This window comes from Streptomyces sp. NBC_00086 (assembly GCF_026343255.1).
Lineage (GTDB): Bacteria > Actinomycetota > Actinomycetes > Streptomycetales > Streptomycetaceae > Streptomyces.
In genome coordinates, this window is record NZ_JAPELZ010000001.1 from 363,596 (window position 1) to 376,860 (window position 13,265).

The following is a 13,265-nucleotide window of genomic DNA, read 5'->3' on the forward strand; positions in this document are numbered from 1 at the left end:
CCTGCCGGATCCACCGGGCCTGCCGGATCTACGGGGCCTGCGGCGTCCGGCGGGTCCGGGTCCAGTCGACGAGCTCGTCCTCGGACCAGGTGTTGACGACCCGGTCGGCGCTCACCCCGCATTCCAGGGCGCGTTCGCAGCCGAGCGTCTGCCAGTCGAGCTGTCCCGGGGCGTGCGCGTCGGTGTCGATCGCGAAGAGGGTGCCCGCGGCCACGGCGAGCCGCAGCAGCCGGCGCGGCGGGTCGAGCCGCTCGGGCCGGCTGTTGATCTCCACGGCGGCGCCCGACTCGGCGCAGGCCGCGAAGACGGCCTCGGCGTCGAACTCCGACTCCGGCCGGGTCTTGCCCGTCACCAGCCGCCCGGTGCAGTGGCCGAGGACGTCGAGGTGCGGGTTGCGCACGGCGGCGACCATCCGCCGGGTCATGGCGCGGGCGTCCATCCGGAGCTTGGAGTGGACGGAGCCGACCACCAGGTCCACCTCGGCCAGGAGTTCCGGTTCCTGGTCCAGCGACCCGTCGTCGAGGATGTCGCACTCGATGCCGGTGAGCAGTCGGAACGGGGCCCAGGTCGCGTTGAGTTCGGCGACCGTGCGCAGTTGCTCCCGCAGCCGCTCCGGGGAGAGTCCCCGGGCCACGGTCAGACGGGGCGAGTGGTCGGTGAGCACCGCCCAGTCGTGCCCGAGGGCGGCCGCGGCCCGGGCCATCGCCTCGATGGTGCTGCCGCCGTCCGACCAGTCGGAGTGCAGGTGGCAGTCGCCGCGCAGGGCGGCGCGCAGCGCGAGGGCTTCGGGGCTGGGCGGTGGGCCCACGGGGTGGGCCGCGGCCTTCTCCTCCAGCCCCTGCAAGTACGCGGGGGTCGTTCCGCCGAGGGCTTCGCGGACGACCTGGGCGGTCTTCGGGCCGATGCCCTTGACGGCTTCGAGGGTGCCCGCTCCGACCCGTTCGGCGAGCTCGCCCTCACCCATCCGGCCGATGGCGGCGGCCGCCGTGCGGAAGGCCTGGACCCGGTAGGTCGGCTCCTGGGCGCGTTCCAGCAGGAAGGCGATCCTGTCCAGCGCGGCCACCGGGTCCATCGCGTGTCCCTCCACGAAGCGGCGAAACGACGGAGAGGGGGCCGGGTCGCTGACCCGCGCCCCCTCTCCGCCCGGGTCAGGCGCCGTCGGCCGGGTCGGCCGCCGGACGGTACTGCAGGGCCAGTCCGGCGAGTACGGCGCCAGCCGCCGCGCTCAGCACCGCCGTGATGCCGGCCCACTCCAGGGAGCCGCCGACCGCGCCGCCGAGCGGGTCGAATCCGGCGACGCCGCCGGCCACGTGGAGCCCGGCCACACCGAGCGCGACCACCGCGCCGGCCCGCCACGCGCCGGCCGTGTCCCGTACCGCCAGCAGGGCGCCGGCGGTCAGGCAGAGCAGGGTGACGGCCAGGGCGAGCAGCCCGCCGGGGTCGCCGGAGCCGAGGGCCGCCAGATCACCGGGGACGTGCAGCGCACCGCAGAGCAGCAGTGCGAACGCCACCGGCCAGCGCAGTATGTGGCGCAGCGCGCCCTTGCCCGGCCGTGCCGCGCCCCGGGCCGGGGTCTGCGACGGGCCCCGGGCCGGTGCCTGGGCCTGGGGCTGCGGTGCGGGCGGGCGGACCGGGGTCCGTTCCCGCTCCGCCGGCTCGGGGCGGGACTGCGGGGGCTGTTCACCGGTGCCGAGGATGCTGACGAGCAGGGCCACGTCCTCGATGGGCCGGCCGAGGGCGGCGGCCCGCAGCGTGATGTCGGTTTCGACCCGCTCGTGCGGGGGCTCGCCCAGCAGGGTCACCATCTCGCGGACCTCGTGGACGGGCCGGGCCACGGCGGCCGCGCGCAGCGCGGCGTGCCCGGGGTTGGGGACCTGCCCGGATTCCTTGAGGAGGTTCACCAGGTCGGTGACCTCCCGGACCGGACGGCCGGTGGCGGCGGTCTCCAGCACGGTGCGGGCGGTCGCCCCCGCGGGCCGCGGTCCGGGGTCCGGGCCGGGTGCGGCGCCTGCCCCGTGACCGGCCTGGGCCTCGGGAGCGGTCCCGGACCGGGGGCCGGACTGGGCGCCGGACTGGGGAAGCGACTGGGGACCGGACTCGGGCTCCGGCTCGGGGCCGAAGTCGAGGCCGTCCGTGCCGGGGGCCGGCGGCCGGACGTCCGTGGGGTCGGGGAGCCGGCGCGGTTCTTCGTACTCCGTCGCGGCGAGCGTGATCGGGTCATTCATGGAAAGCTCCGTTCGCCGACGCGCGGGTCTACACATCGCGCGCCGGTCATCGTGCGTCATGGGAAGCGCACGCTTTGTTACATTCAGCGGCACCCGGCCGCGCTGCGCCATTCGGGGCGGGCAAACGGGGGTCCCCCGCGGTGCCGCGGGCCCTGCCGGCGCCCGCCGTGGGCATGGTGGGGGCATGAAGGGTACGGAGGTACTGGCCGACGCGTTCGGCCGGATCCGGGGCGTGGTGCACGAGGCCGTCGAGGGGCTGGAGCCCGGACAGCTCGATGCGCGGATCGACCCCGGCGCGAACTCGATCACCTGGCTCGTCTGGCACCTGACCAGGATCCAGGACGACCACGTGGCCGACGCGGCCGGCTGGGAACAGGTCTGGGACGCGCAGGGCTGGGAAGAGCGGTTCGGGCTGGCCCTGCCCCCCGGCTCGACCGGCTACGGGCACACCGCCCGCGAGGCGGGCGCCGTCCGGGTCGGCTCGGGGGAGCTCCTGCTGGGGTACTTCGACGCCGTCCACGCGCAGACGGAGCGGTTCCTGCGGGGGCTGTCCGCCGCCGACCTGGACCGGGTGGTCGACGAACGGTGGGATCCGCCGGTGACCCTCGGGGTGCGGCTGGTCAGCGTGATCGGCGACGACCTCCAGCACGCGGGGCAGGCGGCCTTCGTCCGGGGCGTGCTGACGAGGGGCCGCTGATGGTGTCCGCGGGAGCCCTGCTGCTGGCCCTCCTCCTCGCGGCCGCCGCCCCCGCTGCCACGCCCCCAACCGCCCCCTTCCCCTCCCCCTCCCCCGGCCCCGAAGCCGCAACCGGGGCCCGCGCCTGGGCCCGGGCCGGCTCCGCGCCGCTCGACCGAGCCCGGGCCGACGGGACCGGCCACCGCTCGGGTGCGGGTGTCGACGCCGGTACAGACGCCGACGCCGGCTCAGGAAGCGGCACCGGCACCGGCACCGCCGAACGGCCCGTCGTCGACACCGACCGGGGAGCGGTGCGCGGGCGGAAGGCCGCCGGGTACCTCACCTTCGAGGGCATCCCGTACGCCGCCCCGCCGACCGGGCCGCTGCGCTGGCGGCTCCCGGAGCCCGCCGCGCGCTGGACGAACGTACGGGACGCCGGTGCGCCCGGGGCCCGTTGCGTGCAGCTGCCCGCGGTGGGACCGGGCGGCCCGAGCGGCTCGGAGGACTGCCTGTTCCTCAACGTGACGGCTCCGGAGCCGGCGGCCCGGGACACCTCCGGCCGGCCCGTCATGGTCTGGTTCCACGGCGGCGGGTTCATGAACGGCGCCGGGGACCTGTACCGGCCGGGCCGGCTGGCTTCGGCGGGCGGGGCCGTGGTCGTCACGGTCAACTACCGGCTCGGGATCTTCGGGCTCTTCGGGCATCCCGCGCTCCACGGCGCCCCCGACTTCGCGCTCGCCGACCAGCAGGCCGCCCTGCGCTGGGTGCGGGCCAACGCCGCCCGCTTCGGCGGCGATCCCGGCAACGTCACCGTCTTCGGCGAGTCCGCCGGCGCCCTGAGCGTCTGCATGCACCTCGCTTCCCCGGCCTCGGCCGGTCTGTTCCACCGGGCGATCGTGCAGAGCGGCTCCTGCTCGCTCACCGTCCCGGCACACTCGTGGCTCCCCGCGCTGCCCGCCTACGAGCCGTTCGTGCCGGAGCCGCGCACCGTGGCCGAGGGGGTCGCCGCGGCGGCCCGGCTCGGCTGCGGCCGGCCGGCGGACGAGGAGGTACTGCGGTGCCTGCGCGGCCTCGCCCCCGAGGCCCTGGCCACACCCGAGCTCATGCTGCGCTTCTCCGCGGTGTCCCACGGCACCCCGCTGCTCCCCACCGAGCCCCGACGGGCCCTGGAACGCGGGGAGTTCCACCGGGTCCCGGTGATGCAGGGCTCGACCCGCGACGAGATGCGGATCTTCCTCGGGCAGACCCTGACCGCCTACCCGGTCGCCGATCCGCGGGCCTACCGGTCCCGGCTGCGCGCCGCGTTCGGGGCGCGGGCCGGGCTCGTCGAGGCCGCCTATCCGGTGACGGCCCATCCGACTCCCGCGCTGGCCTTCGCCGCCGTGCTGACGGACGCCTCCTTCGTCTGCCCGCAGCTGCGGGACAGCCGTGCGCTGGCGCGGCACGTGCCGACGTACGACTACGGGTTCGACGACCGGAGCGCACCTGACTTCGCCTCACTGCCGCCGGTGCCGGGCTTCCCCCTCGGGGCCTCTCACGGGTCCGAGCTGCCGTACCTCTTCGACAGCGGGCTCCCGCTGAGCTCCGCACAGCGGATGCTCGCGGAGCGGATGCTCGGCTACTGGACCCTGTTCGCGGCGACCGGCGATCCGAACGCCCCCGGGACGGGGCCCTGGTGGCCGCGCTCCCCCGCCGTGCTGTCCCTGGCGCCGGGGCCCTCGGGCGCGATCCGCCCGGTGGACGCGGCGGCCCGGCACCACTGCGGGCTGTGGGACTCCGCAGGACAGACTGTCGCTCTCGAAAGGGCGGGCTCGTGACCGGTTTGACGGACATCCTCCAGACGTACGTGGACGACGGGACCCTGCCGGGGGCGGTGGCCCTGGTGGACCGGGGCGACGGCGAGGAGCCCGAAGTGGCCGCCGTGGGCGGCGCGGACGCCGGGGGCGGGGCCCCGATGGTCCGCGACTCGATCTTCCGCATCGCCTCGCTCACCAAACCGGTCACGGCGGCGGCGGTCATGATGCTGGTGGAGGACGGCCGGTTCGCGCTGACCGACGCGGTCGCGCCCTGGCTGCCGGAGATCGCCCGACCGATGGTCGTACGGACGCCCGCGAGCCCGGTCGACGACGTGGTCCCGGCGAAGCGGCCGGTGACGGTGGCCGACCTGATGACCTTCCGCGCGGGGTGGGGCTTCCCCTCCGACTTCTCGCTCCCGGCGGTCGCACCGCTCTTCGGCGAGCTGCGCCAGGGCCCGCCCGGGCCGCAGGAGGTCCCGGGGCCGGACGAGTGGATGGCCGCGCTGGGCCGGATCCCGATGCTGCACCAGCCGGGCGAGGCCTGGCTGTACAACACCTGTTCGGACGTGCTGGGCGTGCTGATCGCCCGGGTGGCGGGGTGCTCGCTGCCGGAGTTCCTGGCGGAGCGGATCTTCGAGCCGCTGGACATGCCCGACACCGGGTTCACCGTGCCGGCCGGGCAGTCGGGCCGGTTCACGCACTCCTACCGGGCCGGCCCGGACGGGGGCCTCGACCTCGTGGACGGCCCCGACGGGCAGTGGAGCACCGCGCCCGCCTTCCCGTCCGGTGCGGGCGGCCTGGTCTCCACGGCCGACGACTACCACCGCTTCGCCCGGATGCTGCTCGACGGGGGCGGCCCGCTGCTCTCGGCCGATTCGGTGCGGCGGATGACCACCGACTGGCTGACCCCGGACCAGCGGGCCGGGGCCGCGCTGTTCCTGGAGGGCCAGGGCTGGGGGTTCGGCGGGTCGGTCGACGTTGTGCCGGCCGACCCGTGGAACGTACCCGGCCGCTACGGCTGGATCGGCGGCACCGGCACCGCCGCCCACATCGTGCCCGCGACGGGGGCCGTCACCATCCTGCTGACGCAGCGGGAACTGACCGGCCCGTCGCCCTTGCCGGAGCCGATGCGCGCGGTGTGGGCGTACGCGGCCGCCTAGGAGGCCGGTGCGCCCACACTCCCTGTTCCCCCTCAGTGGTTCTCGGTCGGCCTCAGGTCGCGCGGGATCAGCGTCCAGGTGGTCGCCGCGGCGGCGATCGCGAGGACACCGGCCATCAGGAACGCCGAGGTGATCGCGAGGGTGTAGGCCTGCGAGGCGGCGTCGAGCAGGGTCCGGCCGACGCCGCCGCCGAGCTGTTCGGCGGTGTGGGCGGCCTCGCCCACGGAGTCCCGTACGGCGGCCAGGGTGGTGGAGTCCAGGTCCAGTGCCGGGAGGTTGCCCCGGTAGAGCGTGGCGGCGGTGGAGCCGAGGATGGCGACGCCCATGGCCGAGCCGAGTTCGTAGCAGGTCTCCTCGATGGCGGCGGCGCTGGAGACCTGGTCGGCCGGCGCCGCGGAGATGAGGGTGACCGAGGCGACGGTGGTCGCGATGCCCGTGCCCACGCCCATGATGGTCAGCGCGACGGCGAAGGCGGGGTAGCCGAGGCCGGTGAACTGCTGGAGGGTCCAGGGCAGGGCCATGCCCGCGGCGAGGACCACCAGGCCGCCGCCGAGCACGTGGCGGATCGCGAAGCGCTGCATGAGGGTCGGGGCGACCATCGAGGCGCAGATCAGCGCGAGCGGGGCCGGGAGCAGGCGCAGGCCCGCCTCCAGCGGGGTGTACCCCTGGCCGTACTGGAACCACTGGGTGACCAGGAACAGGATCGCGCCCATGCCCACCATGGGCAGGAAGATCGCGGTGGCGGCCACGCTGAAGGCGGGCTTGGTGAAGAGCCGGACCTGGAGCAGCGGGTTGTCCACGCGGAGCTGGCGGCGGACGAACAGGGTCAGCGCGACGGCGGCGAGGACCAGCAGGGCCCAGGGCAGCGGGTCGGCGACGCCGCTCTTGCCGAGCTGCTTGATGCCGCCCGCGAGGGCGAGCATGCCGACGATCGACTGGCCGACGCCGGTCCAGTCCCACTTGCCGGTGGAGCGCGGGGAGCGGGATTCGGGGAGGTAGCGCAGGCCGGCCGCGACGATCACGGCGGTGACGGGCAGGTTGAGGAGGAAGGCGGAGTGCCAGCCGTAGTCCTGGACGAGCAGACCGCCGACGACGGGGCCGAAGGCCATGCCGCCGCCGAACACGGCGGCCCAGACGGCGAGGGCGAAGGCGCGCTCCTTGGCGTCGGTGAAGACGCTGCGCAGGATCGACAGGGTGGAGGGCATGATCGCGGCGCCGCCGACGCCGAGGAGGGCGCGGGCCGCGATGACGTGCCAGGCCTCGGTGGAGAAGACGGCTATGAGCGAGGCGAGGGCGAAGATGCCGAAGCCCGCCATGAGCAGCCGCTTGCGGCCCCAGCGGTCGCCGAGGGCGCCCGCGGTGACCAGCAGCCCGGAGAGGGCGAGTGCGTAGATGTCGATGATCCACAACTGCTGTACGGCGCCCGGCTGGAGGTCGCCGACGAGCGAGGGGAAGGCCACGTTGAGGATCGTGGTGTCCATCGAGATGAGCAGGAGACTGCCGGAGAGGATCGTGAGCACGATCCAGCGGCGCGGGTCCTGCGTGGGGGTGTGCATGGGGGTTCCGTTCACGGTTGTTTCACGGTCGTACGCGGGAGGTTCGGGGGGCGCGGGTCACGCGGCCGGGGACGGCCGGGTTCCGCTGAGGAAGGAGGCGAGGACGAGCCGGCCGATGTCGCGGCGGGCGAGGTGGCCGTCGCGGACGCCCTCGGCGGCGGCGTCGAGGAGCCCCCAGAGCGAGTACCAGATCCAGTACGCGGGGAGGTCGACGCGGAGCCGGCCGAGGCGCTGGCCGAGCGCGAGGAAGGCGAGGGCCCGCTGGTCCTGGCGCTGGATCCCGGCCCGGAACTCGGGGTCGGCGAGCACGGTGGCATCGCGCGAGGTGAACCCGTACAGGTGCGCGGCGGGCAGCAACCCGGTGACGAGCAGCTCCAGCGCGGCGTCGAACTCCGCTCCGTCGGCGTCGGCGGCCAGGTCGGCGGGGGCGAGGCACCCGTCGACCACGTCGATGGCCCGGACGGCGACGGCCTTGAGGAGCGCCTCGCGGGTGGCGTAGCGCCGGCTGAGCGTGGCGCGGCTGGTCCCGATGCCTGCGGCGATGTGCGCCATGGAGGCACTGTGATCGCCGGCGAGCACGCGTGCGGCGCCGTCCAGCAGCTCTTCTTCGTTCATCAGGCGATCCTCCTTCGTATCAAACGATACAAATTTGTCTCACATGATGCAAGTCTGTTGCGCGACAGGCGTACGCCGCGGCCTTTGGCATGATCGGAGAGCCGATCTCGATCCACCCGTACGCCGTCTGATCCCGGGCGGATCCGCCAGTACGCTGTTCGGGTGACGACGGACGAGAAGCAGGGCTCCGAGCAGGCCCTCGCGGCGGCGGCGAAGTACGAGAAGTGGAAGGAGAACGGCGTGCTGCTGCGCGCGTTCTTCTACATCGCCGGCACGCACCTCTTCGCCGGGTTCGTCTGGCTGCTGTTCCTGCTGGGCGAGCACGCCGAGAAGTAGACGCCCGCCCGCACATCCCTCCGGGGGGTCAGCCCTGTTCTTCCGTTCCCGTGCGGGCGCGGGCGCCCGAGCGGGTGCGGCCCGTGGTCTGGGCGCGTTCCGGGTGGCGGCGTACGTACTCGCGCTCCAGCTCCGCCATCCGCCGGGTGTGCGTGACCAGCGCGTCCTCCGATCCGTGCAGCAGGGTCTCGTGACGCGTGCGGTGGATGGCTTCGAGCTCCTTCATCAGGCGGCCCTCTTCCAGCCCGCCCGCCGACGGCCCGGCCTCGCGGGCTTCGCGCTCCGCCATGGCAGGTCACCTCTCCCTCGGCCGGGCCGGGCCTCTCGCCCGGCCGTGCTCATCCCATCATCACCGAGGGGAAGAGATAGACACTGTCTACCGAACGGTGCTAGACACTGCCCATGGATCAGGACAGCGGGCTGCGCGAGCGGCTCATCGACGTCGGTGTGGAGCTCGTGACGAGCGAAGGGACCGCCGCGCTCGGGCTGCGCGAGATCGCCCGCCGCGCCGGGGTGTCCCACGGGGCTCCCCGGCGGTACTTCGCCACCCACCACGCCCTGCTGTCCGCCATCGCCCGGCGCGGGTTCGAGGAACTCGACTCCCGCATCCCCGCCGCGATGGCGGGCCCGGGGGCGGACGACCCGCGCGGGCAGGTGCGGGCGCTGGGGCGGGCGTACGTCGGCTACGCGCTGGAGCACCGCGGCATGTTCGAGCTGATGTTCCGCCACGACCTGCTGGACGGCAGCGGGCAGGACGGGCCGCCGCAGGCCCGGCTCCGGGACTCCACGCTGCCGCTGTTCGAGCTGCTCGTCTCCCTGGTCGCCCGGTGCGGAACCGCCGAAGCCCCCCGCATCACCGCCGCCGCGTACTGGGCCAATCTGCACGGCGTGGCGCAGCTGTGGGCCTGGGGCCGTCTGCCGCTCGTCCTCGACGGCGATCCGGAGGCCTCCGTCGACCGGGTGGTCGACGCCGCCCTGGACGCCCACCTGCCGGTGCGCCGCCCGTGAGGCCCGGCTCGCGCTCTGCGTCAGCGCCGCCTGCGCGATGCTCGTCGCCCGACCTTGGCGCGAGGCTGGGTCTGCTGAGCCTGGCCGCCTTCCTGGTCCTCGCCGGCCGGCTGGGCGACCGGTACGGGCACACCCGGCTGCTGTTCACCGGCGTCCTCGGCCTCGCGGCGGCGCCGGGGACCGGGGCTTCGGTCACGGCGCTGACCGCACCGGCCGCCGCAGGGCTGCTGCCCGCATCACGACTGCCGTCGTCACGGCTCCCCTCGTCACGGCTGCCCGCATCACGACTGCCGTCGTCAGGGCTGCCCGGGGACGGTCGCGCGGGCCACGCAGCTGCGGGCCACCTCGTCGGCGAAGGCGCGGGCGAGCGGGGAGAGGGCGGACCAGCGCCGGACGGCCCAGCCGACGGCGAGCGGCGGCAGCGCGGGGACCGGCACGAGGCGCAGCGGTCCGTCTGATCCGGGGACCTGCCAGCCGGGCAGCGCCGGTACGACGGCGTGGCCGAGGCCCAGTTCGGCGAGGAGGAGGGCGGTGTCCCAGTCGGCGGCGCTGGTGTCGGAGCTGATCCGGATGCCCGCTTCGGCGAGGGCGGCGTCGAGCTGGGCGCGGGAGGTGGAGTTCTCCGGCAGCCGGATGTGGCGGACGGCGCCGAGGTCGGCCGGCTCCAGCCGGGAGCGGGCGGCCAGGGGGTCGTCGGCGCGGACCGCCAGAACCCAGGGCAGCCGCATGACGGGGCGCTGTTCGATGCCCCGCACGGGGCCGCCGATGGTGATCCACGCGAGGTCGAGGTCCTCGGCGGAGAGGGCTTCGAAGCAGCTACGGCTGGAGTTCTCGGTCTGGAACTCCAGGCTGGCCCGGGGGTGGCCGCGCCGGAAGGCGACGATCGCCTCGGCCATGAAGTGCCGCACGGTGGTGGCCCCGGTGGTGACGCGGACCGAGCCGCCGTCGCCCCGTACCAGGTCGTCGAGCCGGCGCAGGGCTCCGTCGAGCCCGGCGATGCCGTCGGCGGCGGCCGCCCGGAGGATCAGACCGGCCCCGGTGGGCGACACCCCGCGCGGATGGCGCTCCAGGAGCGCGGTGCCGGTCTCCTTCTCCAGACGGCGGATGTGCTGGCTGACGGCGGACTGGGTGCGGCCGAGGTCGCGGGCGACGGCACTGAGGCTGCCGGCCCGGCAGACGGCGACGAAGACGCGGAGATCATCGAGGGTCACAACCCCCAAGATATCCCTGGGGGGTTAAGAGAAATCCGGAGGATTGACTTGGATGTCCGGCTGTCCGACGATCAGTTCACGGCCCAGGGCGGCAACCCGGCCCCGCCATCGCGAGGGCGGAACCGGGTGCCGACCCGCCGCCACGAGGGCGCGCATCGAGTCGTGCTCAACGTGCGGGATGCGCCTTCACGGCACGGTCCGGCCCGATAGCCGGCCTTACGCGACGCGAGTACGAGTGCAACTGACCCATCCGGACGGGGAGTTCATCGAGCCGTACCTGCCGATCGGCCGACCGGCCGTGGACGCGGGGTCTCACCCCGCGGGTTCCGCGTCGGTGTCGTCGGTGCCGACCGGGCCGCGGGGAAGCATCCGGTCCAGCCACTTCGGCAGCCACCAGTTGGCCCGGCCGAGGAGCGTCATGGTCGCCGGTACCAGCACCATGCGAACGACCGTGGCGTCGATGAAGATCGCGGTGGCCAGGCCGAGTCCGAACATTTTGATGGAGGGGTCGTCGGCGACGGCGAAGGACAGGAAGACCGCCACCATGATGAGGGCGGCCGAGGTGATGATCCGGGCGGTGCCCGAGACGCCCTCGACGATCGCCGTGCCGTTGTCGCCGGTGCGCAGGTACTCCTCGCGTACGCGGGAGAGGAGGAACACCTCGTAGTCCATCGACAGGCCGAACAGGATGGCGAAGAGGAACATCGGGATGAACGACACGATCGGAACCGTCGCTTCCAGCCCGATGAGTGCGCCTCCCCAGCCCCACTGGAAGACCGCGACCATGATGCCGTAGGCCGCGCCGATGCTCAGCAGATTCAGCAGTACCGCCTTGAGCGGTACGAGTATCGAGCGGAAGACCAGCATCAGCAGCAGGAACGACACCGCCAGCACGGTGGCGACGAACACCGGCAGGCGTTGGCTGGTGCGTCGGCCCACATCGGACAGGCTCGCGGTGGCGCCGCCGACGTGGGCCCTGGCCGGGCCGGGCCCGATCGCCGTGGGCAGCACGTCGGCGCGCAGCCGGGCCGTGGTGTCGGCCGTGGCCTCGTCCTGAGGGCTGGTGGTCGGGAACACCACGAGGGTCGCGATGCCGGTGGCCCGATCGATGTGCGTCGGCGCGACGGATGCGATGCCCGGATCCGCCGCGACCGCCCCGACGAGTCGGTCCAGCACTCCCGGATCACCGGTGGGGTCCACGGCGATGACGAGGGGGCCGTTGGTGCCCGGGCCGAATCCCTCGGCGACGAGGTCGTAGGCGCGGCGCTCGGTACGGCTGTGGGGCAGTGAGCCGTCGTCGGGCAGGCCGACGCGCAGGCCGAGCACGGGCAGCGTCGCGGTCAGCAGCAGCGCCGCGGCGCCGATCGCGTACGGCACCGGGTGCCGGCTGACGTGCCCGATCCAGCGCCGCCAACCGGCGGCGGGAGCGGCGCCCGCCACCGCGTCCCGCTGCCGTGCGAACCGGCCCGGCTTCCCGGTCCGCAGAGCCCGGCCGATCCGGCCGGCCCGGGCCAGGCGCGGGCCCGCCGCACCGAGGAAGGCCGGCAGCAGCGTCACCGACGCGAGCACCATCGTCAGGACGACGATCGAGACGGCAACCCCGCCCACCGTCATGAACGGCACGTCCGCGACCGCCAGGCCGAGGATCGATACGACGACGGTGCCGCCGGCGAAGACCACAGGCCGCCCCGCCGTTGCCACCGCGCGTCCGGCCGCCGTCTGCGGATCGAGCCCGCGCGCGAGGTACTCCCGGTGCCTCGCGAGCACGAACAGCGCGTAGTCGATGCCCACTCCGAGCCCGACCATGCTGCCCAGGACGGGGGCGAAGGTGGGGACTTCCGTCACCCCCGCCAGTACCGTCATCGTGGCGACCCCGATGGTCAGCCCGAAGACCGCCATGCCGATCGGCAGCGCGGCGGCGACCAGCGAACCGAACGCCAGGAACAGGATCGCGGCCGCGGCGAGGAGGCCGATCAGCTCGCTCGTGCCGCCGTCGGGGTCGGAGAAGGCGTAGAAGAGGTTTCCGCCCATCTCGATGCGCAGCGGCAGCTCGGGGCGCAGCCGGTCGCCGAGTTCGACGAGGGCGTCGAGGTCTTCGGCCGACAGCCGGCTCTGGTCGGGGTACTGCACCCGGACGACCGCGATCCGCCCGTCGGCCGAGACGAGGCCTCCGCGCACGGCGGTGTCCCCGCGTGCGTCGAGTGCCCCCGCCGGGTCGCTCGTGCCGAGCACGTGCGGCAGCCGCTTCACCTCGGTCTGCAGCCGCGTGAGAGCGGTGCGCGCGCTGCCGTGGTCGAAGAACGTCGCACCGCCGTCGAGGGGCGTGACGACCACTTGGGCGGTCATCCCCTCCTGCCCGGTGCCGGCCCGCTCGATCAGTTCCGCGGCCCGTTGGGAGTCCAGCCCCGGAGCGGTCATCGAGTCCGCGGTCCGCCCGCCGAAGGCGACCGCGGCGAGGACGGCGAGGGTGGCGGCGATCAGCCATGCCGTGATCACCCGCCAGGGATGGCGGGCGGCACTTGTACCCAGGCGCAACAGGGCTTTCGAGAGCATCGGGTCCTCCAACCACCTCGTCGGCCGTCCTTGTACGGCCGACGATGCCGAGGCTCGTCGCCACGGCGCTCCGCGGCATCGGCCCGCGGGCCGCGGATCCGTCGGCCCCGGGGAGGAGTGACGACCCGT

General features: G+C 74.4%; 12 protein-coding genes. 5 read left to right on the forward strand and 7 right to left on the reverse strand.

The genetic code is table 11. From position 1 onward, the window contains the following. Positions 1 to 28 precede the first annotated feature (28 nt). Together OG276_RS01630 and OG276_RS01635 are read right to left on the reverse strand one after the other, a co-directional pair. Positions 29 to 1,072 (reverse strand): PHP domain-containing protein, encoded by a 1,044-nt coding sequence (locus OG276_RS01630; protein ID WP_266912463.1) that lies wholly within the window; start codon positions 1,070 to 1,072, stop codon positions 29 to 31. Positions 1,073 to 1,148: 76 nt separating this feature from the next. Further along, complete coding sequence (locus OG276_RS01635) at positions 1,149 to 2,225, reverse strand: hypothetical protein (RefSeq protein ID WP_266901919.1); 1,077 nt, start codon at positions 2,223 to 2,225, stop codon at positions 1,149 to 1,151. 184 nt (positions 2,226 to 2,409) lie between these two features. Between OG276_RS01635 and OG276_RS01640 the strand changes: the two genes are divergently transcribed. Genes OG276_RS01640 through OG276_RS01650 form a run of 3 tightly spaced genes read left to right on the forward strand, consistent with a single transcriptional unit; the run spans position 2,410 to position 5,857 of the window. Beyond that, a complete protein-coding gene (locus tag OG276_RS01640) occupies positions 2,410 to 2,922 on the forward strand; it encodes a DinB family protein (RefSeq protein WP_266901921.1) in 513 nt (170 codons plus the stop codon). Beyond that, positions 2,922 to 4,718 carry a carboxylesterase/lipase family protein gene (locus OG276_RS01645; RefSeq protein WP_266901923.1) on the forward strand — a complete coding sequence of 599 codons (1,797 nt, stop codon included), beginning with the start codon at positions 2,922 to 2,924 and terminating at the stop codon, positions 4,716 to 4,718. The genes OG276_RS01640 and OG276_RS01645 overlap by 1 nt, the downstream gene beginning before the upstream one ends. Continuing rightward, a complete protein-coding gene (locus OG276_RS01650) occupies positions 4,715 to 5,857 on the forward strand; it encodes a serine hydrolase (RefSeq protein WP_266901925.1) in 1,143 nt (380 codons plus the stop codon). Before OG276_RS01645 ends, OG276_RS01650 begins: the two co-directional genes overlap by 4 nt. Before the next feature lie 32 nt (positions 5,858 to 5,889). On the opposite strand, the gene OG276_RS01655 is transcribed toward OG276_RS01650, so the two are convergent. Next, positions 5,890 to 7,413 (reverse strand): MFS transporter, encoded by a 1,524-nt coding sequence (locus OG276_RS01655; RefSeq protein ID WP_266901927.1) that lies wholly within the window; start codon positions 7,411 to 7,413, stop codon positions 5,890 to 5,892. A gap of 57 nt (positions 7,414 to 7,470) precedes the next feature. Further along, positions 7,471 to 8,028 carry a TetR/AcrR family transcriptional regulator gene (locus tag OG276_RS01660; protein ID WP_266901929.1) on the reverse strand — a complete coding sequence of 186 codons (558 nt, stop codon included), beginning with the start codon at positions 8,026 to 8,028 and terminating at the stop codon, positions 7,471 to 7,473. Between the two features lie 162 nt (positions 8,029 to 8,190). On the opposite strand from OG276_RS01660, the gene OG276_RS01665 reads away from it, so the two are divergent. Continuing rightward, positions 8,191 to 8,364 (forward strand): DUF6126 family protein, encoded by a 174-nt coding sequence (locus tag OG276_RS01665; RefSeq protein WP_266901931.1) that lies wholly within the window; start codon positions 8,191 to 8,193, stop codon positions 8,362 to 8,364. A 28-nt stretch (positions 8,365 to 8,392) separates the two neighbouring features. Here OG276_RS01665 and OG276_RS01670 read toward each other — a convergent pair whose 3' ends face one another. Continuing rightward, on the reverse strand, positions 8,393 to 8,653 hold the full coding sequence (locus OG276_RS01670) for a DUF6158 family protein (protein WP_266901933.1): 261 nt from the start codon (positions 8,651 to 8,653) through the stop codon (positions 8,393 to 8,395). Positions 8,654 to 8,766: 113 nt separating this feature from the next. Between OG276_RS01670 and OG276_RS01675 the strand changes: the two genes are divergently transcribed. Beyond that, on the forward strand, positions 8,767 to 9,372 hold the full coding sequence (locus OG276_RS01675) for a TetR/AcrR family transcriptional regulator (RefSeq protein ID WP_266901935.1): 606 nt from the start codon (positions 8,767 to 8,769) through the stop codon (positions 9,370 to 9,372). Positions 9,373 to 9,668: 296 nt separating this feature from the next. On the opposite strand, the gene OG276_RS01680 is transcribed toward OG276_RS01675, so the two are convergent. Then, complete coding sequence (locus tag OG276_RS01680) at positions 9,669 to 10,583, reverse strand: LysR family transcriptional regulator (RefSeq protein WP_266901937.1); 915 nt, start codon at positions 10,581 to 10,583, stop codon at positions 9,669 to 9,671. Positions 10,584 to 10,895: 312 nt separating this feature from the next. Next, entirely contained in the window at positions 10,896 to 13,136 is a 2,241-nt protein-coding gene (locus OG276_RS01685) for an MMPL family transporter (RefSeq protein ID WP_266901939.1), read from the reverse strand. Between the last annotated feature and the right edge of the window lie 129 nt (positions 13,137 to 13,265).